This is a genomic window from Ruegeria sp. AA6, assembly GCF_056542865.1.
Genome location: NZ_JBQGAN010000001.1, coordinates 610,079 through 631,848 on the forward strand (window position 1 = coordinate 610,079; position 21,770 = coordinate 631,848).

General features: G+C 55.4%; 24 protein-coding genes. 13 read left to right on the forward strand and 11 right to left on the reverse strand.

Annotated elements, in window-relative coordinates:
• Positions 1 to 77: 77 nt before the first annotated feature.
• The 5 genes from sciP (at position 78) to ACR0LN_RS02885 (ending at position 5,738) form a co-directional block, all read left to right on the forward strand.
• Complete coding sequence (gene sciP / locus ACR0LN_RS02865) at positions 78 to 386, forward strand: CtrA inhibitor SciP (RefSeq protein WP_480427646.1); 309 nt, start codon at positions 78 to 80, stop codon at positions 384 to 386.
• Between the two features lie 68 nt (positions 387 to 454).
• The gene (gene ctrA / locus ACR0LN_RS02870) at positions 455 to 1,171 is read left to right on the forward strand and encodes a response regulator transcription factor CtrA (protein WP_480427647.1); all 717 of its coding nucleotides are present in this window, start codon (positions 455 to 457) and stop codon (positions 1,169 to 1,171) included.
• 119 nt (positions 1,172 to 1,290) lie between these two features.
• Complete coding sequence (gene ligA / locus ACR0LN_RS02875; RefSeq protein WP_480427648.1) at positions 1,291 to 3,417, forward strand: NAD-dependent DNA ligase LigA; 2,127 nt, start codon at positions 1,291 to 1,293, stop codon at positions 3,415 to 3,417.
• Positions 3,414 to 5,504: an ATP-dependent DNA helicase RecG gene (gene recG / locus ACR0LN_RS02880; protein ID WP_480427649.1), complete on the forward strand. Its 2,091-nt coding sequence runs from the start codon at positions 3,414 to 3,416 to the stop codon at positions 5,502 to 5,504. Before ligA ends, recG begins: the two co-directional genes overlap by 4 nt.
• A gap of 111 nt (positions 5,505 to 5,615) precedes the next feature.
• Positions 5,616 to 5,738, forward strand: coding sequence for a hypothetical protein (locus tag ACR0LN_RS02885; protein ID WP_480427651.1), 123 nt, complete (start codon positions 5,616 to 5,618; stop codon positions 5,736 to 5,738).
• 183 nt (positions 5,739 to 5,921) lie between these two features.
• Here ACR0LN_RS02885 and ACR0LN_RS02890 read toward each other — a convergent pair whose 3' ends face one another.
• Together ACR0LN_RS02890 and ACR0LN_RS02895 are read right to left on the reverse strand one after the other, a co-directional pair.
• Entirely contained in the window at positions 5,922 to 6,560 is a 639-nt protein-coding gene (locus tag ACR0LN_RS02890) for a MarC family protein (RefSeq protein ID WP_480427652.1), read from the reverse strand.
• Positions 6,561 to 6,617: 57 nt separating this feature from the next.
• On the reverse strand, positions 6,618 to 7,070 hold the full coding sequence (locus ACR0LN_RS02895) for an iron-sulfur cluster assembly scaffold protein (protein WP_480427654.1): 453 nt from the start codon (positions 7,068 to 7,070) through the stop codon (positions 6,618 to 6,620).
• A gap of 48 nt (positions 7,071 to 7,118) precedes the next feature.
• Here ACR0LN_RS02895 and hisI point away from each other — a divergent pair, with 48 nt between their 5' ends.
• Positions 7,119 to 7,508, forward strand: coding sequence for a phosphoribosyl-AMP cyclohydrolase (gene hisI, locus ACR0LN_RS02900; protein ID WP_480427655.1), 390 nt, complete (start codon positions 7,119 to 7,121; stop codon positions 7,506 to 7,508).
• Between the two features lie 5 nt (positions 7,509 to 7,513).
• Here hisI and gluQRS read toward each other — a convergent pair whose 3' ends face one another.
• The 4 genes from gluQRS to ACR0LN_RS02920 form a co-directional block, all read right to left on the reverse strand.
• Positions 7,514 to 8,398 (reverse strand): tRNA glutamyl-Q(34) synthetase GluQRS, encoded by an 885-nt coding sequence (gene gluQRS, locus ACR0LN_RS02905; RefSeq protein ID WP_480427656.1) that lies wholly within the window; start codon positions 8,396 to 8,398, stop codon positions 7,514 to 7,516.
• Complete coding sequence (locus tag ACR0LN_RS02910) at positions 8,395 to 9,009, reverse strand: class I SAM-dependent DNA methyltransferase (RefSeq protein WP_480427657.1); 615 nt, start codon at positions 9,007 to 9,009, stop codon at positions 8,395 to 8,397. The genes gluQRS and ACR0LN_RS02910 overlap by 4 nt, the downstream gene beginning before the upstream one ends.
• Before the next feature lie 37 nt (positions 9,010 to 9,046).
• On the reverse strand, positions 9,047 to 10,387 hold the full coding sequence (trmFO, locus tag ACR0LN_RS02915) for a methylenetetrahydrofolate--tRNA-(uracil(54)-C(5))-methyltransferase (FADH(2)-oxidizing) TrmFO (protein ID WP_480427658.1): 1,341 nt from the start codon (positions 10,385 to 10,387) through the stop codon (positions 9,047 to 9,049).
• Positions 10,388 to 10,639: 252 nt separating this feature from the next.
• Complete coding sequence (locus ACR0LN_RS02920) at positions 10,640 to 11,425, reverse strand: enoyl-CoA hydratase (protein WP_480427659.1); 786 nt, start codon at positions 11,423 to 11,425, stop codon at positions 10,640 to 10,642.
• 58 nt (positions 11,426 to 11,483) lie between these two features.
• On the opposite strand from ACR0LN_RS02920, the gene ACR0LN_RS02925 reads away from it, so the two are divergent.
• Positions 11,484 to 11,927 (forward strand): PaaI family thioesterase, encoded by a 444-nt coding sequence (locus tag ACR0LN_RS02925; RefSeq protein ID WP_480427661.1) that lies wholly within the window; start codon positions 11,484 to 11,486, stop codon positions 11,925 to 11,927.
• A gap of 56 nt (positions 11,928 to 11,983) precedes the next feature.
• Here the strand turns inward: ACR0LN_RS02925 and ACR0LN_RS02930 are convergent, their stop codons facing one another.
• The gene (locus ACR0LN_RS02930) at positions 11,984 to 12,211 is read right to left on the reverse strand and encodes a DUF1127 domain-containing protein (protein ID WP_480427663.1); all 228 of its coding nucleotides are present in this window, start codon (positions 12,209 to 12,211) and stop codon (positions 11,984 to 11,986) included.
• 99 nt (positions 12,212 to 12,310) lie between these two features.
• On the opposite strand from ACR0LN_RS02930, the gene ACR0LN_RS02935 reads away from it, so the two are divergent.
• Complete coding sequence (locus tag ACR0LN_RS02935; RefSeq protein ID WP_480427664.1) at positions 12,311 to 13,714, forward strand: aminotransferase-like domain-containing protein; 1,404 nt, start codon at positions 12,311 to 12,313, stop codon at positions 13,712 to 13,714.
• Between the two features lie 4 nt (positions 13,715 to 13,718).
• On the opposite strand, the gene ACR0LN_RS02940 is transcribed toward ACR0LN_RS02935, so the two are convergent.
• Positions 13,719 to 14,084: a nuclear transport factor 2 family protein gene (locus tag ACR0LN_RS02940; RefSeq protein WP_480427666.1), complete on the reverse strand. Its 366-nt coding sequence runs from the start codon at positions 14,082 to 14,084 to the stop codon at positions 13,719 to 13,721.
• Positions 14,085 to 14,326: 242 nt separating this feature from the next.
• Between ACR0LN_RS02940 and rplM the strand changes: the two genes are divergently transcribed.
• Both rplM and rpsI read left to right on the forward strand, forming a co-directional pair.
• The gene (gene rplM / locus ACR0LN_RS02945) at positions 14,327 to 14,785 is read left to right on the forward strand and encodes a 50S ribosomal protein L13 (protein ID WP_170324880.1); all 459 of its coding nucleotides are present in this window, start codon (positions 14,327 to 14,329) and stop codon (positions 14,783 to 14,785) included.
• Between the two features lie 6 nt (positions 14,786 to 14,791).
• Positions 14,792 to 15,277: a 30S ribosomal protein S9 gene (rpsI, locus tag ACR0LN_RS02950; protein WP_039535473.1), complete on the forward strand. Its 486-nt coding sequence runs from the start codon at positions 14,792 to 14,794 to the stop codon at positions 15,275 to 15,277.
• Positions 15,278 to 15,361: 84 nt separating this feature from the next.
• Here rpsI and ACR0LN_RS02955 read toward each other — a convergent pair whose 3' ends face one another.
• From ACR0LN_RS02955 to ACR0LN_RS02965, 3 genes are all read right to left on the reverse strand, one after another.
• Positions 15,362 to 16,390, reverse strand: coding sequence for an alcohol dehydrogenase catalytic domain-containing protein (locus ACR0LN_RS02955; protein WP_480427667.1), 1,029 nt, complete (start codon positions 16,388 to 16,390; stop codon positions 15,362 to 15,364).
• Between the two features lie 193 nt (positions 16,391 to 16,583).
• Positions 16,584 to 17,075 (reverse strand): hypothetical protein, encoded by a 492-nt coding sequence (locus ACR0LN_RS02960; protein WP_480427669.1) that lies wholly within the window; start codon positions 17,073 to 17,075, stop codon positions 16,584 to 16,586.
• Between the two features lie 185 nt (positions 17,076 to 17,260).
• Positions 17,261 to 18,598: a tetratricopeptide repeat protein gene (locus ACR0LN_RS02965; protein WP_480427670.1), complete on the reverse strand. Its 1,338-nt coding sequence runs from the start codon at positions 18,596 to 18,598 to the stop codon at positions 17,261 to 17,263.
• 167 nt (positions 18,599 to 18,765) lie between these two features.
• On the opposite strand from ACR0LN_RS02965, the gene gntH reads away from it, so the two are divergent.
• The 3 genes from gntH to ACR0LN_RS02980 all read left to right on the forward strand — a co-directional run bounded on the left by gntH (position 18,766) and on the right by ACR0LN_RS02980 (position 21,682).
• On the forward strand, positions 18,766 to 20,097 hold the full coding sequence (gene gntH / locus ACR0LN_RS02970) for a guanitoxin biosynthesis MBL fold metallo-hydrolase GntH (RefSeq protein ID WP_480427671.1): 1,332 nt from the start codon (positions 18,766 to 18,768) through the stop codon (positions 20,095 to 20,097).
• 129 nt (positions 20,098 to 20,226) lie between these two features.
• Positions 20,227 to 20,985, forward strand: coding sequence for a hypothetical protein (locus ACR0LN_RS02975; protein WP_480427673.1), 759 nt, complete (start codon positions 20,227 to 20,229; stop codon positions 20,983 to 20,985).
• On the forward strand, positions 20,936 to 21,682 hold the full coding sequence (locus ACR0LN_RS02980) for a hypothetical protein (RefSeq protein WP_480427674.1): 747 nt from the start codon (positions 20,936 to 20,938) through the stop codon (positions 21,680 to 21,682). Before ACR0LN_RS02975 ends, ACR0LN_RS02980 begins: the two co-directional genes overlap by 50 nt.
• Positions 21,683 to 21,770 lie beyond the last annotated feature (88 nt).

Below are 21,770 nucleotides of genomic sequence, written 5' to 3' on the forward strand. Positions count from 1 at the left end.
ACACTCTCAAGGGGCGGTTTCACTCTGCATTAAGTAGGCTGGTGCAAGCTTTGTCGCAGCACGAAGAGGGTACAGATATGTTTTTGCACAAAGTTGAGGGGCCAAGGTCCGTAACCCTGCCAGATGGAACGGTTTTATCGCGCGCTGATCTGCCACCACAGGACACGACGCGCTGGGTCGCCTCGCGGAAAATACTTGTGGTTCGGGGCGTGCTGTATGGGCTGCTAACCCTTTCGGAAGCAAAGAAACGCTATGGGTTGAGTGATGAGGAGTTCAACTCGTGGGTTTCGGCGGTTGCCGAACACGGGACGGAAGCTCTTAAAGCCACCGCGTTAAAAAAATATCGACAACCTAAAGATGAAAGTGAAAAAATGATTCAACGGTAACGTCAGATTAACCATTTTTGATCAGGCTCAATTTGAAATTGGTAAATTGACCCGAATTGGAGCAGTAAATGCGTATACTTCTTGTCGAGGATGATCCGACCACGTCCAAAAGCATCGAACTGATGCTGACGCACGCCAATCTGAACGTCTATGCGACGGATCTCGGCGAGGAAGGCATCGATCTTGCGAAACTCTATGATTACGACCTGATCCTGCTGGATCTGAACCTGCCGGACATGAATGGGCACGAAGTTCTGCGCCAGTTGCGCATTGCACGGGTCGAAACACCGATCCTGATTCTGTCGGGCGCGGATGACACTGAAAGCAAGATCAAAGGTTTCGGTTTTGGTGCCGACGACTACATGACCAAACCATTCCACCGTGAGGAATTGGTGGCACGAATTCACGCGATTATCCGCCGATCAAAAGGGCATTCTCAGTCTATCATCCAGACAGGACAGGTGGCCGTAAACCTGGACGCCAAAACGGTTGAGGTGGAAGGTCAGACGGTTCACCTGACTGGCAAGGAATATCAGATGCTAGAGCTTCTGAGCTTACGTAAAGGTACGACGCTGACCAAAGAGATGTTCTTAAACCACCTCTATGGCGGCATGGATGAGCCGGAACTGAAAATCATTGACGTCTTCATTTGCAAGCTCCGTAAAAAGCTTAGCAACGCAACGGGCGGAGACAACTATATCGAAACCGTCTGGGGCAGGGGGTATGTGCTGCGTGATCCGCAAAGCAACACTGTCAACGAAACTCGGATGGCCGTCGGCGCTTGATCTGAATGCGGTCGCCTGCGGTCCGGGGCGACCATTCCAACTCGGGAAACAGCACATCTGGACCTAGCCATGGCCTCGCCCTATCACTGAGGTCCAAGAATACGTGACAGGGCGAGGCCATGAGCAAATTGATTCCGGTATTTGAATTGACCGAAGACGCCGCGCGTGCGGAACTTGCGCGCCTTGCCGAACTGCTTGGCCGTGCAAACACCCTCTATCATGCACAAGACGCCCCGGAAATTTCGGACGCTGAATACGATACTCTAAAGCAGCGGAACACTGAAATTGAGGCACGTTTTCCAAGTTTAAAGCGAGACGACAGCCCCTCGAACCAAATTGGTGCACGCCCGGCTGAGGGGTTTTCGAAAGTCACGCACGCGGTTCGCATGATGTCGCTAGGCAATGCGTTTGACGACGAAGACGTTGATGATTTTGATCGGTCAATCAGGAAGTATCTTGGACTGGATGCGTCCCAGCCGCTGCACTATACGGCCGAGCCCAAGATCGACGGTCTGTCTCTTTCCTTGCGATATGAAAAAGGAAGGCTGGTTCAGGCCGCCACGCGAGGTGATGGCGAAGTTGGTGAAAACGTCACCGCCAATGCCCGTACTATTTCCGATATTCCTCAAACCTTAAAAGATGCCCCTGACGTTCTGGAAGTGCGTGGCGAAGTCTACATGTCGCATGCGGACTTTGATCAGTTGAATGAGCGTCAAGAAAAAGCAGGCGAAAAAGCATTCGCAAATCCCCGGAATGCCGCCGCTGGGTCGCTGCGCCAATTGGACTCGACCGTAACGCGTGCGCGGCCGCTTCGGTTCTTTGCTTATGCTTGGGGTGAGTTGTCTGAACCTCTGGCCGAAACTCAGAAGGGTGCAATTGATCGGTTGCATAAACTTGGGTTTGCGACCAATCCATTGACGAAGCGTTGCGAGACCACAAATCAGATGTTGGATCACTATCGCGATATTGAGGCGCAGCGGTCCACCCTCGGCTACGACATTGACGGGGTGGTTTACAAAGTGGACGATCTGTCGCTGCAAGCGCGATTGGGGTTTCGGTCCACGACTCCTCGCTGGGCGATCGCACATAAATTCCCGGCAGAGCTTGCTTGGACTAGATTGGAAGCAATCGACATTCAGGTCGGTCGCACGGGCGCGCTTAGTCCTGTTGCCCGGCTGCATCCTGTGACTGTTGGGGGAGTAGTCGTCTCAAACGCCACCCTTCACAACGAAGACTATATCGCTGGCCGTGATGCCAAAGGCGGCACGATCCGTGATGGAAAAGACATTCGGGTAGGCGATTGGGTGCAAGTATATCGCGCGGGAGATGTGATCCCCAAGATTGCGGATGTCGATATTTCGAAACGTCCCGAAGGGGCTTCACCGTTTGAGTTCCCTAAAACTTGCCCCGAATGCAACAGCGATGCGGTACGCGAAGAGGGGGACGCCGTGCGGCGCTGCACCGGTGGGGTTATCTGCCCGGCCCAAGCGGTAGAAAAGCTGAAGCATTTCGTCTCACGCAAGGCGTTCGACATCGAAGGGTTGGGCGCAAAGCAGATCGAAATGTTCTACGATGATCCTGACCTGCCAGTCAGAACGCCAGTTGATATTTTCACGTTGCAAGAACGTGACAGGGCGAACCTGAATAAACTTGCCAATCGCAAAGGTTGGGGCGCGCAGAGTGCAGGTAATCTGTGGGTCGCGATTGACGAAAAGCGAACTATCCAATTTGGTCGACTGCTGTTTGCACTGGGTATCCGGCATATGGGCGAGGCGGCCTCGAACCTGATTGCCAATCACTACGGGACTTGGATTGATTTCGAACGCGCTGTCACGTCCGCGTCGGAGTTCCAAGGGCCAGAATGGGAAGATTTGTTAAGCGTTGATGGTGTCGGCGAGGTCATGGCGCGCGCGCTCGTCTCGGCCTTCGCGCAGGAGGCTGAACGCGCCAGTATTGATGCTTTGGTTGCACAGCTAGAGGTGCAAGAAGCAAAACGGCCGGACACTGCGGGCAGCCCAGTCGCAGGGAAAACGGTCGTTTTCACAGGCACGCTTGAGAAAATGACACGCGCCGAGGCAAAGGCCAGGGCCGAAGCATTGGGGGCGAAGGTCTCGGGTTCGGTCAGTAAGAAAACAGATTTGCTGGTCGCGGGACCGGGCGCAGGCTCAAAGGCCAAGAAGGCGGCTGAATTGGGCATCGAAACGCTGGATGAGGATGGCTGGCTGCAGCTGATCAGAACCGTATGAGCGGACGTCCCGAAAGCCTGTTCCCGCTGTTTTCGCGTTTGGAAACGTTGGACGGCGTTGGGCCAAAAACAGCGCAAGCGTTGACGAATGCGGGCACCGAGTCGCCGCGCGATGTGTTGTTTAGCCTGCCTTATGCCGTCATTGACCGCCGCCGCCGCGACACCATTATGGGCGTTGACCTGCCGACTACTCTGACGGTCGAGGTAACTGTCGGCACCCACCGGCCCGCGCGAAACAAGGGCGGTGCTTATCGGGTGCATGTCGAGGATAGCCAGGCGGATTTCCAACTGGTCTTTTTTCACGCCCGCGGAGATTATCTGAAACGGGTTTTGCCAGAGGGCGCGCGCCGTGTGATCTCGGGCAAGTTGGAGCTGTTCGACGGCATGGCGCAGATGGTCCATCCAGATCACATGCTGCCGGTGAAAGAGGCAGGCGAAATTCCCGATTTTGAGCCGGTCTATCATCTGACCCAAGGGATTACCCAAAAAACGGCCTATAAGGCAGCGCGAAGTGCATTGGCGCGCGCACCAGCGCTTGCAGAGTGGATTGATCCGGCTTTGGCTGCAAAACATGCTTGGCCGGATTGGGCAACGGCCATTTCTGCCGCTCATAACCCGCAGGGGGCAGATGACGTTGCCGCGCATGCGCCCGCGCGCGAGCGTTTAGCCTACGATGAACTCCTCGCACACCAGATGACCTTGGCTTTGGCACGACAGCGAGAGCGTAAAGCCAGGGGGGTGATCAGTGTCGGTACCGGGGCATTGCAAGCAAAGGTTCTTGCAAATCTGCCGTATCAGCCCACGGGTGCGCAGATGCGGGCCATTGACGATATCGCAAAGGATATGGCCTCGGACGCGCGCATGAACCGGTTGTTGCAAGGTGATGTGGGGGCTGGAAAAACACTCGTAGCCTTCATGGGCTTGCTGGTTGCAGTTGAGGCCGGTGGGCAGGGTGTCATGATGGCGCCAACCGAAATTCTAGCTCGGCAGCACCTTGAGGGGCTGCGCCCCTTGGCCGAAGACGCTGGGGTCGTTCTGGAAATTCTAACTGGGCGTGACAAGGGCGCAGAACGACGCGCAAAATTAGCGGCGTTAAAGAACGGCGACATTCACATTTTGGTTGGTACTCACGCCGTGTTTCAAAGCGATGTGGAGTTCAAAGCCTTGCGGCTGGCAATTGTCGATGAGCAGCATCGCTTTGGTGTACGCCAACGGATGGAACTGTCCGAAAAAGGGCAGGGCGCGGATGTTCTTGTGATGACGGCCACGCCGATCCCGCGCAGTCTGGCTCTTGCGCAATACGGTGACATGGACGTGTCTGTGCTGGACGAAAAACCACCGGGGCGGAAACCGATCAAGACCGCTGTCATCAGCACAGAACGGATGGATGAGGTCGTCTCGCATCTACGCCGGGCCATTGATGAAGGGCGTCAGTGTTATTGGGTCTGCCCTTTGGTCGATGAATCCGAGGTTTCAGATCTGACGGCCGCCGAGGAACGGTTCAAACGGTTGCGCGCCATTTTGGGCGAGGGGACGGTTGGGCTGGTTCATGGGCAGATGCCCTCTGCTGACAAAGACGCCGCAATGAAAGCGTTCCAGGACGGTAAAACAAAGGTGCTGGTGGCTACGACCGTCATTGAAGTTGGCGTTAACGTGCCCAACGCCTCGATCATGGTCATCGAGAGGGCCGAGATTTTCGGCTTGGCGCAACTGCACCAATTGCGGGGGCGCGTTGGGCGGGGTGAGGCGGATTCGACCTGTTTGCTGATGTATCAACCTCCGCTTAGCGAGGGCGGACGCAAACGTTTGGAAGTTCTGCGTGAGACTGAGGACGGGTTTCGCATTTCGGAAACCGACCTGCAAATGCGCGGTGCGGGCGATCTGATTGGAACAGCACAGTCTGGCCTTCCGAAGTTCAGGATCGCAGACCTTGAGCGGCAGGCGGGATTGATGGCGACCGCGCAGACAGACGCGCGCGCGTTGCTGTCAGCCGACCCGAAACTGCAGTCTGACCGGGGTCAGGCCGCGCGTGTTCTGCTATGGCTTATGAAGCAGGATCAGGCGATCCGTTTGATTTCAGTGGGTTAGACGTTTAGTCCCCATAAGTTCACAATTGTTCCCAAAAAGTTCTTTACCGACTCGGTAAAATATGAGAACAAAAGGTCAACAAAGGATTAAATCTCGACCGGAGGTGAGACCATGCTGACCCAGATCAAGACTGCCCTAAGCCGCTCGCACGCAACGATTTTGCAGGATGCTGCGGGGGCCGTATCTTTGGTGGTCATGCTGATGGTGGCCCTTCACCTGCCGGGTGCATTCTAAGCCTTTCTGCCTGCGATCTTGTGCCGACCATACCGCGCTGTCATCCCCATTTCAGTCAAGGGTGACCTGCCTGTCCCAATTCCCTTGAGAGGCCCGCCTCGGCCTCATGCGGCTAACCGGACCCCACACGAGACACGCACAGCCTGCCGCCGCCCTTTCCGCCCGGAAGGTGCGGCGGTTTTTTTACAGCTCGCCAGTTTTGATGATTTCCAACATCGCCGACAGCACGGAATTTACCGCAACTGACGCGAGGATCATGCCCATCACACGGCTGATGATGGCGGCACCCGAATAACGGATCAGCCGGATAATCGGATCTGCAAGCAGCATCAGGACAAATGAAATTAGGATAACGGACAGCATAACCAAGGCTGTAATGCCTTGATCTGCAGCGCTGTACCGGTTGTTGTCAGTCAGAATGACGATGGCCAACATGGCCCCGGGCGAGGCCAAAGACGGAACAGCCAATGGGAAAATCGCTGGGTTAGGGCGGTTGGCAGGTCTTTCCAGCTCTTCTTCTGCTTCGTGCTGTTCGACGACTTGTTTACTTTCGCCAAAGATCATGGTCAGGGCAAAAAGAAACAGGATGATACCGCCCGCAACCTGAAACGAGTTCAACCCGATATCCAGTGCCTCGATCAAAAGCTGCCCGAAAACGAGGAAGAACAACAAAACTCCGGCGCTGACCAGGGCAGCGAGGAGGGCGGTTTTTCGACGAGCTGCTGCCGAGAGGGTCGCCGTTACGGCGATAAAAACAGGGATAGTGCCAATTGGGTCGATGACGACCCAAAGAGTGACAAAGTGTTCCAGCAATTTTTCCAACCTAATCCCCCGACATCCTGCAGCGTGATTAAACTGGATTGCCCGAAAAATACAATCTTAGGCGCAGTTGGCCTGTTCTGCTTGTTCCATGGCTTCAGCCGCAGCCTCCAACGCCAGCAGGATCGAAGCGTGGCGGTTTTTGTAGTCCCGTGCAGGGATCAGCACTTCAAGCCCGTCGAACGGCGCATCAGGCGCAGGACCGTCTTTCTTAAGCATCGCCGACAACTGATCCCGCGCGGTTTCGACTTGCGCGCGCGTCGCACCGATGATGGCGCTGCCAACGACCGAAGCCGAGGCCTGACCCAAAGCGCACGCTTTCACGTCCTGACCATAGCCCGAAACCTTGCCGTCCTGCATCTGAACATCCACGGTCACAGTCGAACCGCACAAGGGCGAGCGCTTTTTCACTGTGGCATCGGGATTCTCAAGCGGGTCCAGATGCGGAATATCTGCCGCAAGCGCCAGAATGCGGCCGGAATAGAGCTTTATCAGGTCGTTCTCGCCGGACATGGCTTTCCCTCGTTGTCTGTTCCCCATACATAGTGAGCATCCACCGGGATGCAAAAGGTTTTTCTCATGTCCGCAACCGTCGCGTTTGATCCATCATCATTGAAGTTTAACGAGGCGGGGCTGATCCCCGCCATCGCCCAGGAAGAAAGTTCGGGCGAAGTATTGATGATGGCCTGGATGAACATCCAAGCCATTGAGAAGACGCTGGAAACCCGGCGCGTGACCTATTGGTCGCGGTCCCGCCAGTCGTTCTGGATCAAGGGCGAGACCTCGGGCCACGTGCAGGAGTTGGTGGATTTCAGGTTCGACTGTGATCGCGATTGTTTGCTTGTTCTCGTGCGTCAGACCGGTGCTGCCTGTCACACGAACCGCCGAACATGTTTCTATACTGCCGTGCGGGATGGAGACGAAGTCGAACTGATGTCACCCATCGAATGACAGGATCACAGCCCGACCATCGCCCGAATGTCGTCGGGTGACGCGCCATCGGCCCGGTATTTTGAGATCGCCCGCGCGTCGTCTCGTTTGGCCAGACGTTTGCCTGCGTCGTCGCGGATCAATGGGTGGTGGTAGTATTGTGGCGTCGGCAATCCCAGCAGTGATTGCAGAACTACGTGAATACGGGTCGCGTCGAACAGGTCTTGACCACGCACGACATGGGTGATGCCTTGCGCCGCGTCATCCAGAACCACGGACAGATGATAGGACGTGCCCATGTCGCGCCGCGATAAGACGACATCCCCGATGGTTTGGGTTAATTCGCCCAAGGTGAATGTAACAAGGCCCGTTTCACCGCCGGGTCCAGCGCAAAGCTCCTTAAAAGAGCCAACTTGCGCCTCGGGCCGGTCTGTGCCTGACAACTCTCTGCCAGCAGTCGCCATGTCCAACCTCAGCGGAATGTCAGTGGGGCGGTCGGCGGGATGTCGATATTTTCCTCGGCAGGTGCCGGGGTAAATTATCCCATCCGGTCCAAGCAACGACGCCCCTTCTTGCGGTGCATTTGCGGCAGCAGCGATGTCCTTGCGGTTGCACGTGCAGGGGTAAAGCAGACCACGCGTCCATAGCTCATCCAGAACTTTGTCGTAGGTTTCCAGCCGCTCGGATTGTCGCATCACTGGTTCGGGCCAGCTCAACCCGAGCCAACTCAGATCGTCATAGATTTGTTCTTCCCAGTGGGATCTTGACCGCGACCGGTCGATGTCCTCGATCCTCAGCAGGAACTGACCTCTTTGCGCAACAGCAAGGTCATGGGCAAGGATCGCAGAATACGCATGCCCCAGATGCAGCGGCCCCGTGGGTGATGGCGCGAATCGAGTGGTGAATGTCACGCTTTTTCAACTATATAGACGTCAGACTTCAGGTCCATGCCAGGTAGGTGAGGACCGTATTCCCGGAATAGCAACCGCGCAGCCCCCATGTCCAGCCAATCATTCAGACGGGAGGTATAGGAAACGTCCTTAAGCGTATGATCATTGAATGAAAAACCCAATAACCCACCTTTCGGCAAAGCGTGCATCAGCATATCGAACACTTGCGGAGGAGCCGCGCCGGTCCCGATAACGCCGATGGCAGTGATCGCTTTGTATGCACCTTTTTTCAACGGGTCAGGGTCGGTGATCTCGAAAGTCGACAGACTGCGGTAAACCCCTTTGGCCTTGGCGCCTTCCAGCATCCTGGCGGTCGGGTCGACTCCGTCAATAACCTCAAACCCTGCCGCGCGCAGAGCCACGCCGGACAGGCCGGTGCCGCAACCGTAATCGAGGATCGGGGTCTGAGGCTCGGGCAGTTTTGACCACAATGCTTCGGCAATGCGACCGGGGGTTGCATATCCATGCGCGCCAACTTCAGCATCATAGGATGAAGCCCATTTTTGATAATGCGCGTGGGTGGCTTGCGGCGTGTCCAAATCGTAGGCGTCTTTGAGGAATTTGTCGCTCATAAACTGATGTTACGCTGCATCCCCCCGATGCGTCCAGTCAGCACTGTGCCAACCAGTTGGTCCATTCGGCTTTGGCCCGGTCTGTGTAGGCTTTGTAGCGGTCCTTGCGACCCCGGCGCCCGCCTTTCAAACCATCAACGGGGCGGAATAGCCCAAAATTGACGTTCATGGGTTGGAAGGTCTTGGCCTCGGCTCCTCCGGTGATGTGGTGAATCAGGGCACCCATCGCACTGTCCTGCGGCACCTCGGGCAGAGTACGACCCAGAATCTCTGCTGCTGCCAGACGGCCAGCCAGCAGCCCCATTGCCGCGCTTTCGACATACCCCTCGACCCCGGTGATCTGACCGGCAAAGCGGATGTTCGGCTTGGATTTCAGGCGCATCTGCGCGTCCAACAAAGTCGGCGAATTGATGAAGGTGTTGCGGTGAATGCCCCCCAGACGCGCGAAACTGGCATTCTCCAACCCGGGGATCATGTGAAACACCTCGGTCTGCGCGCCGTATTTCATCTTGGTCTGGAAACCCACAATATTGAACAGCGTGCCAAGGGCGTTGTCGCGGCGCAATTGCACCACCGCGTGAGGTTTAACGTCAGGCTGGTGCGGATTGGTCAGGCCAACCGGCTTCATCGGGCCGTGGCGCAGGGTTTCGCGTCCACGCTCCGACATCACCTCGATCGGTAGGCACCCATCGAAATAGCCTGCGGTTTCGCCCTCATGAAATTCAGTCTTGTCGGCGGCCAGAAGGGCGTCGATGAATGCCTCATACTGATCGCGGTCCATCGGGCAGTTCAGATAGGCGGTACGCTCTTCTTCGGTCTCGCCTTTGTCATAACGCGATTGCATCCACGCTTTGCTCATGTCGATGCTGTCCGCATAGACGATTGGAGCGATGGCATCGAAGAACGCCAGAGATTCAGCGCCGGTTTGTGCGCTGATAGCATCGCCAAGCGTGGCCGATGTCAGTGGCCCCGTAGCAAAGATCCAATTGCCGTCATCGGGAAGGGTGGTAATTTCTTCGCCTGTAACCTCGACGCGCGGATGTGCGCGCAGCTTGGCGGTAACGGCTTCCGCAAAAGGATCGCGGTCGACGGCCAGCGCTCCACCAGCAGGAAGGCGGTGCGCGTCAGCGGTGGTCATGATCAGACCGTTCGCTGCACGCATTTCCCAATGCAGCAGGCCAACCGCATTCTGCTCGTCATCATCCGAACGGAATGAGTTCGAACAAACCATCTCGGCCAAGTTGCCGGTCTGATGCGCAAAGGTGCCCACATTGGGCCGCATTTCGTGGATTACCACATCCACACCCATTTCCGCCGCCTGCCAGGCAGCCTCGGACCCGGCCATGCCGCCGCCCACGATATGCAGTTTTTGTGTCATGCGCTGCCACATAGGGCACGGCATCGCACAACGCAACACAGGGGCGATTGTTTGTAGAATTAAGGGGATTTTGGGGTCGCCGGTGCGGGAATGTCGACGCCGGTGAGAGAAACCAGCTTGGAGGGACCTTCCGCCCTCGGCGACCCAAAAGTGTCTCCAGAGCCTAAGCTCTGTCTCAGCTTTGCCACAGTGTTGCCGTTTTGAAAAGTGCTAAATTGAGAACAATCATTAAAACTGTTGACAATAATCGCATTATTGGTGCCAGTTCGGCGGTCGCTTTTCGATAAATGCCGAAATTCCTTCCTCGGTATCACGATGCAGCATATTCTGTGCCATTACCTCACCGGTGTAGTCGTAGGCCTGCTCAATCGGCATTTCCAATTGCTTGTAAAACGCCTGTTTGCCGATTTTGACCGCCGATCCAAGCTTGGCCGCCAGCTGCTCTGCGAGTGCCGCTGTTTCATGCTCCAACAGCATTTCCGGAACCACCCGATTGACTAATCCAAGCTCAACAGCGGTTTCGGCTGAGATGAATTCACCGGTTGTCAACATTTCAAACGCGCGTTTACGGGGGATGTTCCGGCTGAGCGCAACCATAGGGGTCGAGCAAAACAGGCCGATATTGACGCCGTTTACGCCAAATCGGGTTCCTTCAGCGGCGATCGCCAGATCGCATGTGGCAACCAGCTGGCAGCCTGCCGCCGTGGCAATGCCATGAACCTGCGCAATCACCGGCTGGGGCAGAGACTGGATCGACAACATCATTTGCGCGCATCTGGAAAACAGGTCTTGGAAATACGATTTCCCTCCATCCTCTGACTTACGCCCCGCCGTCATCTGCTTGAGGTCATGACCCGCGCAAAAAGCCTTGCCTTCACCGCGCAAAACCACTGCCCGAATTGAACTATCATTGCGCAAGGCGTCGAACTCGGCCTGAAGGGCTGCAAGCATCTCATCGCTCAGGGCATTCAGGCGATCAGGCGAGTTCATCTTCAAGGTCGCTACCGCGCCTGTGTCGTTACGTTCCAGAATTGCCATCTTGCCCTCCGATCCGATGTCGGGCCAACTCTAGGTCGGCAAATCGAAGAGGGGAAGCATGTCATTAGCCATGAGCAAAGAAGATTTGGCAGATTACATGAAGCAGATATTTCCGCAGGTACATAGGGACTTTGTTGTTGAGGAACTGACCGAGAACTCGATCGTCATGCGGTTGGTAGTCGAAGATCGGCATTTGCGCCCAGGTGGAACTGTTTCAGGGCCGTCCATGTTTGGGTTGGCTGATGTGTGTGTTTACGCGCTGGTATTGGCGCGAAAGGGTCGCCAATCGCTTGCTGTTACGACCAATAGTTCTCTGGACTTCCTAAGAAAACCGGAAGGCGGTAGAGACATGATCGCGCATTGCCGTTTGCTGAAACTTGGCCGCACACTTGCTGTTGGGGATGTGTTGATGTTTTCCGAAGGGTCCGACAAACCCGCCGCCCGCGCCACAATGACATATTCAATTCCACCCGAAGGGTCAGCAGCGGCTGCATTTGGGTAAAAAAGGCCGGGCGTTGCCCGGCCAGGAAGAGGTCCCGTCAAGGGACTGGGGAAATTTTAGTCCTGCCAGAAGTAGCGGGTGTATTCATGGCGGGCCTGAAGTCTGGTTAAACCGACGTCTTTCAAAAGCCTGTCATCCAGATTGGACAAGTTCACTCGGCTGCGACGTTGACGTTCCCACTTTGTCACGATCGCCGCAAACCGCACGGCCAGCGCGGCGATCAACGGCAGCCGGGGGCTGTCGTTCAGCAGCAAGAGGGCGGGGTTGTGCATTGCGCGTGTCATCGTGGTATCCTTTCAAAATTGTATTGACACAAAGCTAATATGTTCAGTACAGACATTTGATACATTCTAGATTGTGTCAAAAGCAAAGGAAGAATTGTAATGGATACAATTTGGCCGGAGGCGCTGCCAAAATCCAAGGGACCCAAGTACACTCTGGTTGCTGAAACGATCCGAAAAGCCATTGATAACAAAATGCTGGAGGTCGGCACAAAGCTGCCTCCGGTTCGGGAACTGGCGTATCGATTACAAATCACACCGGGAACGGTCGCGCGCGCCTATACGATTCTAACAGATGAAGGGTTGCTACAAGCCGAGGTCGGGCGTGGTACATTCGTAGCGCCGCCAAAATCGCCGATATTGGACGATGTCTGGGCACGCCAACTTCATCTGCGTGACGATAAGTACAACGCCAATGTCAGTTTGTTCAGCCCTCGACTGGCAGATGTGGGGCAGGTGGCCCTGATCCGAGAGTGTCTGAAAAAGGTGTCTCAGTCCGATCCGGGGTTGTTTCTAAACTACCCAACCCGCGATGCGTATCAACCGATGCGTCAGGCCGTAGTGGATTGGCTTTCAGACTTGCCGCTGGGGGCGCTTACTCACGATGATATCGTACTGACACATGGGGGCCAGAATGGGTTGTGTCTTGTGTTTCAAACAATCCTGCGCGGTGCCAAACCCGTGGTTCTGGTCGAAGACCTGTCTTATGCCGGCTTTCGGAGGGCGGGCGAATTGATGCGCGCCGACGTTGTTGGTGTGAAAATGGACAAATGGGGCGTCGATCCGATCGCAATGGAGCAAGTATTGCGACAGACATCCGCGCAAGCGGTCTGCGTTTCGCCCGAAGTCCAGAACCCGACCGGGGCACATACACCGCTTGAGCGGCGCAAAGAGATCGTGGAAGTGGCCCGTCGTTTTGATTTGCAGATAGTCGAAGATGACTGTTACCGCATGGGCGACGCGCGTGAGCCAAGCTATCGCGCCCTCGCGCCCGAGCGGGGTTGGCATGTTTCTTCCATCTCCAAAACTTTGACACCCGCTTTGCGCGTCGGTTTCGCCATCGCGCCAAGGGAAAGAAGCGTTGATTTACGTCGGTCTGCCGAATACGGCTATTTCGGGCTGGCTCAGCCCTTGGCAGAGTTGACCCGGCTGCTGCTGTCCGATCCCAGAACGCAGCAAATTGCGAAGGACGTCCGTTTGAAGATGGGCGAATACGTTCGGGTGGCCGTTAACGCCTTGGGCGGGTTTGACCTCAACTGGGCGCCAGACGTCCCGTTTGTTTGGCTACATCTTCCTTCAGGGTGGCGCGCGGCTGCATTCAGTCGCGCAGCAGAACGAGAGGGAATACAATTGCGTTCAGCCGATGAGTTTGCCCTGCGCGATGGCCGCGCACCAAACGCGGTGCGTATTGCAATGAACGGTCATGTGTCGCTTGAGCGGTTCGAGGATGCGATGCAGCGCCTGCGCCGCCTGCTGGACAACCCGCCGGAACAGATCAGCGTTTGAGCAATCAGCTTAGGGGTTTCGGATCGCCGAAGAAACCAGCCAGCTGCAAGATACGGCCTTCGGTGTCGAAGCGTGCAAAATCGTGACCAGTAACCATGATGGATCCGTCTTTGCCGACCATATGCCATGTGAAATGCACCACATCATGATGCAGGGTCGGCTCGCTGATCAGCTCCACTCGCCCACTGGTGTTTTTCAGGATTTCTCCGATGTGAGTGGATAGGTGGGCGCGACCATGGACGTCAGCAGTCGGATCCGTATAGCGCCCATTCTCGGCAAAGCAGCGTGTCAGCAGAGCAAGCCGCTTCTGCGCATCGGTTTCCTGCCATGCGGCTCCGTATTCGGTGATGGTTTGATGCGGATCAAGCATGTTTAAACCCTCTGGTCAGTTGAGCAGATGTTAAAAGTGTAGCAGGGGCTCGGCACTGGGGCTGAGATTTTGACAGATTTAATGGGGTACAATAATACCTATTTTCCAAACCCTTGAAAACATTGTAATTAAAAGCGTTTAGTCTTGTTGACCTGCACTGCGTACACCTCTAAATACGCTCCATCGAATTCGGGCCACTCTGTCTTGGGGCGGTCTTTCACATCAAACAGGACTATCCTGCCATGAAAACCTTTTCTGCAACACCTGCAGACATCGACAAGAAATGGATCCTGATCGACGCCGAGGGCGTTGTTCTGGGCCGTCTTGCCTCGATCGTCGCCATGCGTCTGCGTGGCAAGCACAAAGCGTCGTTCACCCCGAACATGGACATGGGCGACAACGTCATCGTGATCAACGCTGACAAAATCCAGATGACCGGCAAGAAGCGCGAAGAAAACTTCTACTGGCACACTGGCCACCCGGGCGGCATCAAGTCCCGCACCAAGCAGCAGATCCTGGAAGGTGCACACCCCGAGCGCGTCGTGACCCAAGCGGTCAAGCGCATGCTGCCGGGCAACCGTCTGTCGCGTCAGCAAATGACCAACCTGCGCGTTTACGCCGGTGCCGAGCACCCGCACGAAGCCCAGGCCCCCGAAGTTCTGGACGTTAAGTCCATGAACAAGAAAAATACCCGGAGCTAATGACCGATGGCTGATCAGATCAATACTCTCGAAGAGCTGAGCGCCGTCGCAGGCGTTGAAACCGTGGCCGAAGAAGTCATCGTGCGTGAACCCGTACGTGACGAGCTGGGCCGCTCCTATGCCACCGGCAAGCGTAAAGACGCTGTTGCCCGCGTGTGGATCAAGCCGGGTTCCGGCAAAGTCACCGTGAACGGCAAAGACCAGGACAAGTACTTTGCTCGTCCGGTTCTGCAGCTGATCCTGCGCCAGCCGTTCCAGGTTGCTGGTGTTGAAGGTGAGTTCGACGTTGTCGCAACCGTCAAAGGTGGCGGCCTGACCGGCCAGGCCGGTGCGGTCAAGCACGGCATCTCGAAAGCCCTGCAGCTGTACGATCCCAGCCTGCGTGGCGCTCTGAAAGCCGCTGGCTTCCTGACCCGCGACAGCCGCGTTGTGGAACGTAAGAAATACGGTAAGCGCAAAGCGCGTCGTTCGTTCCAGTTCTCGAAGCGTTAATCGCTCGGGGCTACGAATTTCAAAGGGCTCGCGTTTGCGGGCCCTTTTTCTTTGCGCAGATGCCTCGAATAGCTCTGGGTAAACCTACGGCGTGATGATCACTTTACCGTCATTCTTTTTCAATGCGTCCGCAAGGTTGGAAACCACGTTCCTCAGTGCCAGGCGATCTGAGATATCAGTTTTCCAGCGACCATCCGCAAACCGAGCCTGAACCTCAGCCACGACTCTCGCTTGATCTTCCCGCGGCGTGGAAGTGACCCAATTTGTCAACCAGAACCCTTCGATCTGTTTACCCATGAAGATCAGTTGGCCGGTTTGAGTCAGCGTCGGCATTTCTGAGCCGAGCTTTCCGTAGCAAATCCAGCGAGCCCGGTTTGGCATCGCGCAGAAAATTTGCTCGGACAGTTGATCAACTACAGCATCCAGAAAGACGCGCGGTTTCAACTCGGCACTGATTGCTGCGAAGTTTTTAACAGCGCCTGCCTCCGTCGTCAGCAGCACCTGAGACGCTCCCAGGTTTTTGAGCGTGTCAACAGTTTCCGATCGTCGGGTCAAAGCGATCGGTTTCAAGCCAAGATCGCGCCCGAGCCCGCACATAAGTTTTCCAAGTTGGCTGGTCGCGGCAGAAACCACAAAAGAATCCCCAGCATCGCGCGCAATATCGACCATCGCCATGGCCGTCAGGGGGTTGACGATCTGCGCGGCACCGTCTTCGTCAGAGATTTCTGGGCGCAAGGGAATGCACATCATGGCCGGCGCCAGAACATATTCGGCCCAAGCGCCAGAACCTGCTGTGATGAAAGCCACACGCACCCCGTGCAGCCCTTCCGCGCCTTTTCCAGTTGCTACAACGTTGCCACAGCCTTCAAACCCGGCAGCGGCACCTTTAACGCGGGGTTGTCCGTATTCGCCCTTAATAAAGTGGATGTCCGATGGGTTAACCGATGCGGCGCGCAACTTGATCAGAACTTGTCCGGGACCGGGGTGCGGAACTGGAATCTCAGCTTCGGCCAACCAGTCCTTGGCATTATCAATGGTCGGGCCGCTGGCCGTACCAGAGTAGCCGTCCTGCGTTAGGATAGTCGCGAACATCGTCGAGGGCAGGGTAGTCATGAGGCTTCCTTCCGCGTGAACAAACCAAAATTGTCAGCAGAACCCAGCCTCTAAGCGACAGATCAGGTGTTGCGTCCAATTGAGGCGCAGCCAATCAAATGTGCAGACTAGCGTCAAATGATCTTAGTGGTGACGTGGATGGAACTTGAACCACCCTAAAAATGGGCCACCCAAAAGGGGCAGCCCGTCTAGTTCACTGTCCTGTCAAAAGGTTGCGGAGTTCCTGAATCTTCTCAGCAATCAGTTCCGGCGACGCCTGAATGTCATCCAAAATCTTGATTGCCTGCGTTTGAATGTCCTGCGCCAGTTCGCTTTCCTGAATGGATGCCACCATCGTGTCGTAATCGAAGTTTTCGAGGCTCAGGGCCCCATCCTCGATCCATGAATTCAGCAGATCCTGCCCCTGGGTCGCCAGAGCAGCGACTTCTTCACCGGCCTGATTGGCCAGATCTGTCGCTGTCTCACCGACTTGGTCCGCAGCGTCCGATGCCTGATCAGAAATGGACGACGCAGCTTCGTTCACTTGCTCGGTTACCGAGCTAGCCGCTTCGCTAACCGCGTCACCTGCATCCTGTGCCGCCGATTGCAATTGTTCGGCTGGCGTAGGATCGGGTTGAGTTGCGTAGTAATAAATTCCAGCGCCTGCAGCGGCGATGACTACAGCTAATAAGATAGTGCGCGTCATGTGTCTCTCCTTTGGAAATCATGCCGCCGAGATGTGGTTACCTTAGCGAAGATCAAAGGGGAATTCCCGGAATTTCATTTCATATCTGGGGATTGAGCCATGCTACGCCCAAATTACAAAGTCGTATGGCAATAACACGCCCACCCAAGCAGAATGCGCTGCCTTGCTGCCCTTTGGTTGAATTCCTATTGAACTCGCGTGGGGGACCATCCTTGGCGCACCAGTTCGTTGACTACTTCGTCGGCGTGTTTGTCATTGCTGTGGATGCTCTTCAACATCAACGCGACAGGTGCATCAGGCCAAGCGCGCTGCAGCTCGGCCAGTTTCGCCTGAGCTTGACGATCACGGCCCTGAGCCGAAAAAGCGGCAACTTGATAGGCAAGGGACGGAGCACTGAGCGGATCTCCAAGCCTTTTTGCCTCTTCAAACCGTTGAATGGTCGTTTCATAATCTCCAAGGTGAAAATGCGCTGCGCCCGATATGTTTCGGTTGGCGAACCTTTGGTTGCTTGTCTCCAACAGTGACTGTCGCTCTGACGTCTCGACTGCTTCTTCAAAAGCGCCTGAGAACAGAGCTACAGCACCGAGAAAATCAAGAATAGCACCGTCCTCTGGGTCAAGTTGGGCCGCGCGTCTTCCAACCATCAGAGCATTTTCATATTCCTGATTGGCAAAATAGGCCCAGCTTTTGGCCGATTGGCTCCAAGCTTGGTCCGGTGCCAGTCTGACTGCTTCGTTCGCGAACTCCATAGCCGCTGCTGTGTAGTCGTTTTTTGCGTCAGAGGGTGGAGTAATGACCGAGAGTGTCGCCAGCGCCTGCGCGGCCCCCGCATAGCCGCTGAAATAGTCGGGGTCCATTGCGATCACGCGCTCGAATACTGACAACACCAGAAGCTGCCGTGGGCGATCAAAGATCGGAAAAATCATGGCACGCGCTTGTTGGGCCAGATTGAATGCCTGAAGCGACGCCGGAGATTTCTCGTAAATCGCTGCCCGCTGCAACAGGTCCGAAGTTTCCGGCTCGGACACCCCGTCAGAGGCCATAGGAGCAAGGTTACCGGCCGATGGCAGCAAGTTTGCAGCAAAGATCGCACCAACCAAAGCTCCAACGGCAAATGTGCCAATGGGGATGCCGAACCTTTCCATTCGTGCGGTAGGCGGGTTTCGGCGCGTCGGTTCAACGCTTTCAAACCGGGGTCGGTATCCTCCACTATCGATGTGTATCCGGACCGGATCGCGCTTGCCAGCGCCTTCGTAATACAGCTCCAGAAACTGCCGAAGCCGCCTTGCGTCCACACGCACAACATTTTCTGGGTCGGACCCTTCTGTGGTGTCGCGACCATAGACGTCCTGCGCAATTTTCTTGCCGCGAATTTGCTCACCACGCCCAGCCAGTTCTTCGTCGACAATATAGCTTAGGAACGCGCGCAGGCGATCGGCACCTTCAAGATGACTGTCGCCCAGCAAACGCGACAGCGCCTCACGTTTCTCAGTTTCGGCAACGATGTCTGTTCCCCCACTCATATTCCCATTTTTGCAATTATTTTGATGTGAGTCACCCCGTTTCAAACCGTGACTCACTTACGTTTTCATTCTTAGTAGCTCAGGATCGCTGGGAATCCCTTGAACGCCAGGCGGATTGCGAGGGGACATAAACCGTTGTGGGTGCTTTATTTTAAGGAGGAAAGCCAATGGTACGACCTTCAGATTTCAGAAAACTCGGCACGCATTTCACGATCGGGTTGGTATTTGGAGTGTGGGCGACAGCGCCGCAGTCCGTCTCGCAAGCCGTGATCGACCTTGTGTCTCCGTCAGCGGCCTATGCGCAGGATGCCGAAGAGGTTTCTCCGACCGCAGTTCGGGATCGGCCAAGGGACGTATATTACCCCAACACGGAAGACCTTGCCGAAGATGAGATGCGCGTGATCGCATGCGGAACAGGGATGCCGACGACACGCGCGGCCCAAGCCGCAGCCTGTTTCCTTGTTGAATTGGGCAATGGTGACAAGTTCCTGTTCGACATTGGCTCTGGCTCGGCCGAGCGGATTTCGTCGTTGCAAATTCCGTATAACTATCTGGACAAAGTCTTTATCGGCCATCTGCACACCGACCACTTCGGGGCGCTGCATGATCTGTTCATTGGCGGTGCGCTGATGGGCCGGAATGTGCCTTTGCGCGTTTGGGGGCCAAGTGGACCGGTAGAAGAATTAGGCACACAATACGCGCTAGAAAACATGCGTCGGATGCTGACATGGGATCTTGCTGCACGGGCGGGGAACACGGATTTCCGCGGATACAGCTTGGAAATCAACGAGTTTGACTACAAAGGTGAAAACCAAGTCGTCTACGAAAACAACGGTGTGATTATCAGGTCTTTCCCCGCGATTCACGCTATTGACGGATCGGTCAGCTACGCTTTGGAATGGAATGACCTCAAGTTTGTGTTCAGTTCAGACACATATCCGAACAAGTGGTTCAAGGAATACGCAAAAAATGCAGACCTTGCGATTCACGAGTGCTTCATAGCTGTACCCGAACTGGTCACCAAAATGAAGTTCACGCCTGAGTCGGCTCTTTTGGTCGGTACCCAGGTACACACGGCACCCGAGGCTTTCGGCAAAGTCATGAGCGACATTCAACCGCGAATGGCCGTCGCGTATCATTTCTTTAACGATTTCGACACGTCGGCAGGCGTATATGAGCGTATTCGTTCGACTTATGATGGCCCATTGAGCTTGGCCGATGACTTCATGGTTTGGAACGTAACGAAAAACGATATCACCGTTCGTATGGCCGCGACCGAAGAACGAACATGGGCGCCACCACTTGCAGCGCCAGCGCAGGCGCCCGACATGCAAGATCGCATCAATTTCTCGGAAAAGGCTGGCGTTCCGCAAGATGTCATGACTTTTTCCGAGTTCACTCTCGGCGGTGTCGACGACGTTGATGATGTTTTGCGCCCAATCTACGAAGAAGCCTCGGAGGTATTGGGCCAGAACTTCCCCTATCCCGGAGACCAATGATCCTACGGAGTTACGACAGGCGCGCGTGAGAAATCGCGCCTGTTTTAATGTCTCAAATTCTTGAACCGGAGACTTGGGATGCAATTTGTCCACAAAAGAAAAAATTGGCTGCTTCTACAAATTGGTCTGATGTTAATCACGGCAACGGTTGCGAATGCGCAAGCTCTGTCTCGCCAATCTACTGAAACCGACGCATGGCGCCATTCCATCACGCCTTATCTGTTCCTGCCTCTCAGCACTAGCGGCACGTCCACGGTGGACGGGACCAGCGTCGATCTGGACCTCAACCTGAGCGAGGTACTGGATATTCTCCAAGGTGCGGCATCGGTGCGATACGAGGGTTGGAGAGGTGATTTCGGGATAATTTCCGAGGTTTACTACGTAAAGCTCGGAGAAGATGGAAACCTACCGATAGGCAACACAACGGTTGACGTGGATGTACGACAAACATTCTTCAACGTTCAGGCCGCTTACAGGTTTGCTCAGGGCATAAGCGCCACTGGGCGTCGCTATGCGGCCGATGCGGCAGTTGGCGTTCAATGGAACCGTCTAAAGCAGGAAATCGACCTCGTCGGTCCGGGGCCGGGCATGACCCTTGGCGGCACCGAGGAATGGTTCGAGCCCTTGGTCGCGCTGCGCTATGCTGTCGAGATCAATGACAAGTGGAGCTTTGCAACCCGGGCCACGTTAAGCGGCTTTGGGGTGAACGGAGATGATCTGCAATATGTCGCGCTGGCCGGATTTGATTGGAAGGGCTGGGAAAACACGTCCCTGCGGTTTGGATACCAATTCTATGGAATTGATTACTCCAAAGACCGCGACAATGGGGAGTTTGCGTATGATATCGACCAAAACGGTATTTATGCCGCTGTCGCGTTTCATTTCTAAAACGTGGTTCGGGATTGCTTGTATCGCCATCGCGATATTCGGCGCGGATACGGTAAGGGCTGACCTTGTCTCACCCTATGGCGGTGAGACGGCGCCAAATTTTGCAGAATTATCGGTCGAAGGCGACCATGTGCGCGTGATTCTGGAAATCGACTTGAGCGCATATCCCTTTTTCGTCGCGCCTGACGATGGATCGGGATCATCTTTGTCGAAGCGAACGGGACGAACATTTCACGTGTCAGCTGATGGCACGCCTTTGGATCGCGTGGTTAAAACGATTGACGTTCGCCCTCGCGTCCCTCGTCAGACGGCAGCCAGCAGCTTGGCGGCTCCTCGACCGCGAAGCGCGGATGTGGTTTTTGTGGATTTGGAGTTTCCCTTTCAAGGCCAACCCAAGCAAATAACTTTCACACCACCGCTGAATTCTGATGGTATTCCACTGGCATCGATCGGAATGATGGCGTCACATGGTAACGTACCAGTGACGGATTACCGGTTCTTATCTCAGGCGGAAACGATGCTGCCGAATTGGGATGATCCGTGGTTCACCAAGTTTGAAAACCCGAACCTGACCCGCCATCACAAATCCCCTCTGATGTCCTTTTTGACCGTCGAACCGCGCGAAGTGCGTCACGAGGTGATCTTTCGATTGAAGGATTTGGAAGGCTGGATTGATTTGGATCTGGGCAATGCGTGAGAACGGCGGTGAGAAAGTCGACCACGGTAGCGGCGGGATAACCCTGCTGCGGGCGGCGTAAAAGTCGTCCATCTTTGCCCTTCTTTTC

Bases quoted from the DNA above. Each gene is read 5' to 3' on its own strand.
- sciP (WP_480427646.1), top strand. From the start codon at position 78: ATGTTTTTGCACAAAGTTGAGGGGCCAAGGTCCGTAACCCTGCCAGAT.
- ctrA (WP_480427647.1), top strand. From the start codon at position 455: ATGCGTATACTTCTTGTCGAGGATGATCCGACCACGTCCAAAAGCATC.
- ligA (WP_480427648.1), top strand. From the start codon at position 1,291: ATGAGCAAATTGATTCCGGTATTTGAATTGACCGAAGACGCCGCGCGT.
- recG (WP_480427649.1), top strand. From the start codon at position 3,414: ATGAGCGGACGTCCCGAAAGCCTGTTCCCGCTGTTTTCGCGTTTGGAA.
- ACR0LN_RS02885 (WP_480427651.1), top strand. From the start codon at position 5,616: ATGCTGACCCAGATCAAGACTGCCCTAAGCCGCTCGCACGCAACGATT.
- ACR0LN_RS02895 (WP_480427654.1), bottom strand. From the start codon at position 7,070: ATGTCCGGCGAGAACGACCTGATAAAGCTCTATTCCGGCCGCATTCTG.
- hisI (WP_480427655.1), top strand. From the start codon at position 7,119: ATGCAAAAGGTTTTTCTCATGTCCGCAACCGTCGCGTTTGATCCATCA.
- ACR0LN_RS02910 (WP_480427657.1), bottom strand. From the start codon at position 9,009: ATGAGCGACAAATTCCTCAAAGACGCCTACGATTTGGACACGCCGCAA.
- trmFO (WP_480427658.1), bottom strand. From the start codon at position 10,387: ATGACACAAAAACTGCATATCGTGGGCGGCGGCATGGCCGGGTCCGAG.
- ACR0LN_RS02920 (WP_480427659.1), bottom strand. From the start codon at position 11,425: ATGGCAATTCTGGAACGTAACGACACAGGCGCGGTAGCGACCTTGAAG.
- ACR0LN_RS02925 (WP_480427661.1), top strand. From the start codon at position 11,484: ATGTCATTAGCCATGAGCAAAGAAGATTTGGCAGATTACATGAAGCAG.
- ACR0LN_RS02930 (WP_480427663.1), bottom strand. From the start codon at position 12,211: ATGACACGCGCAATGCACAACCCCGCCCTCTTGCTGCTGAACGACAGC.
- ACR0LN_RS02935 (WP_480427664.1), top strand. From the start codon at position 12,311: ATGGATACAATTTGGCCGGAGGCGCTGCCAAAATCCAAGGGACCCAAG.
- ACR0LN_RS02940 (WP_480427666.1), bottom strand. From the start codon at position 14,084: ATGCTTGATCCGCATCAAACCATCACCGAATACGGAGCCGCATGGCAG.
- rplM (WP_170324880.1), top strand. From the start codon at position 14,327: ATGAAAACCTTTTCTGCAACACCTGCAGACATCGACAAGAAATGGATC.
- rpsI (WP_039535473.1), top strand. From the start codon at position 14,792: ATGGCTGATCAGATCAATACTCTCGAAGAGCTGAGCGCCGTCGCAGGC.
- ACR0LN_RS02955 (WP_480427667.1), bottom strand. From the start codon at position 16,390: ATGACTACCCTGCCCTCGACGATGTTCGCGACTATCCTAACGCAGGAC.
- ACR0LN_RS02960 (WP_480427669.1), bottom strand. From the start codon at position 17,075: ATGACGCGCACTATCTTATTAGCTGTAGTCATCGCCGCTGCAGGCGCT.
- ACR0LN_RS02965 (WP_480427670.1), bottom strand. From the start codon at position 18,598: ATGAGTGGGGGAACAGACATCGTTGCCGAAACTGAGAAACGTGAGGCG.
- gntH (WP_480427671.1), top strand. From the start codon at position 18,766: ATGGTACGACCTTCAGATTTCAGAAAACTCGGCACGCATTTCACGATC.
- ACR0LN_RS02975 (WP_480427673.1), top strand. From the start codon at position 20,227: ATGTTAATCACGGCAACGGTTGCGAATGCGCAAGCTCTGTCTCGCCAA.
- ACR0LN_RS02980 (WP_480427674.1), top strand. From the start codon at position 20,936: ATGATATCGACCAAAACGGTATTTATGCCGCTGTCGCGTTTCATTTCT.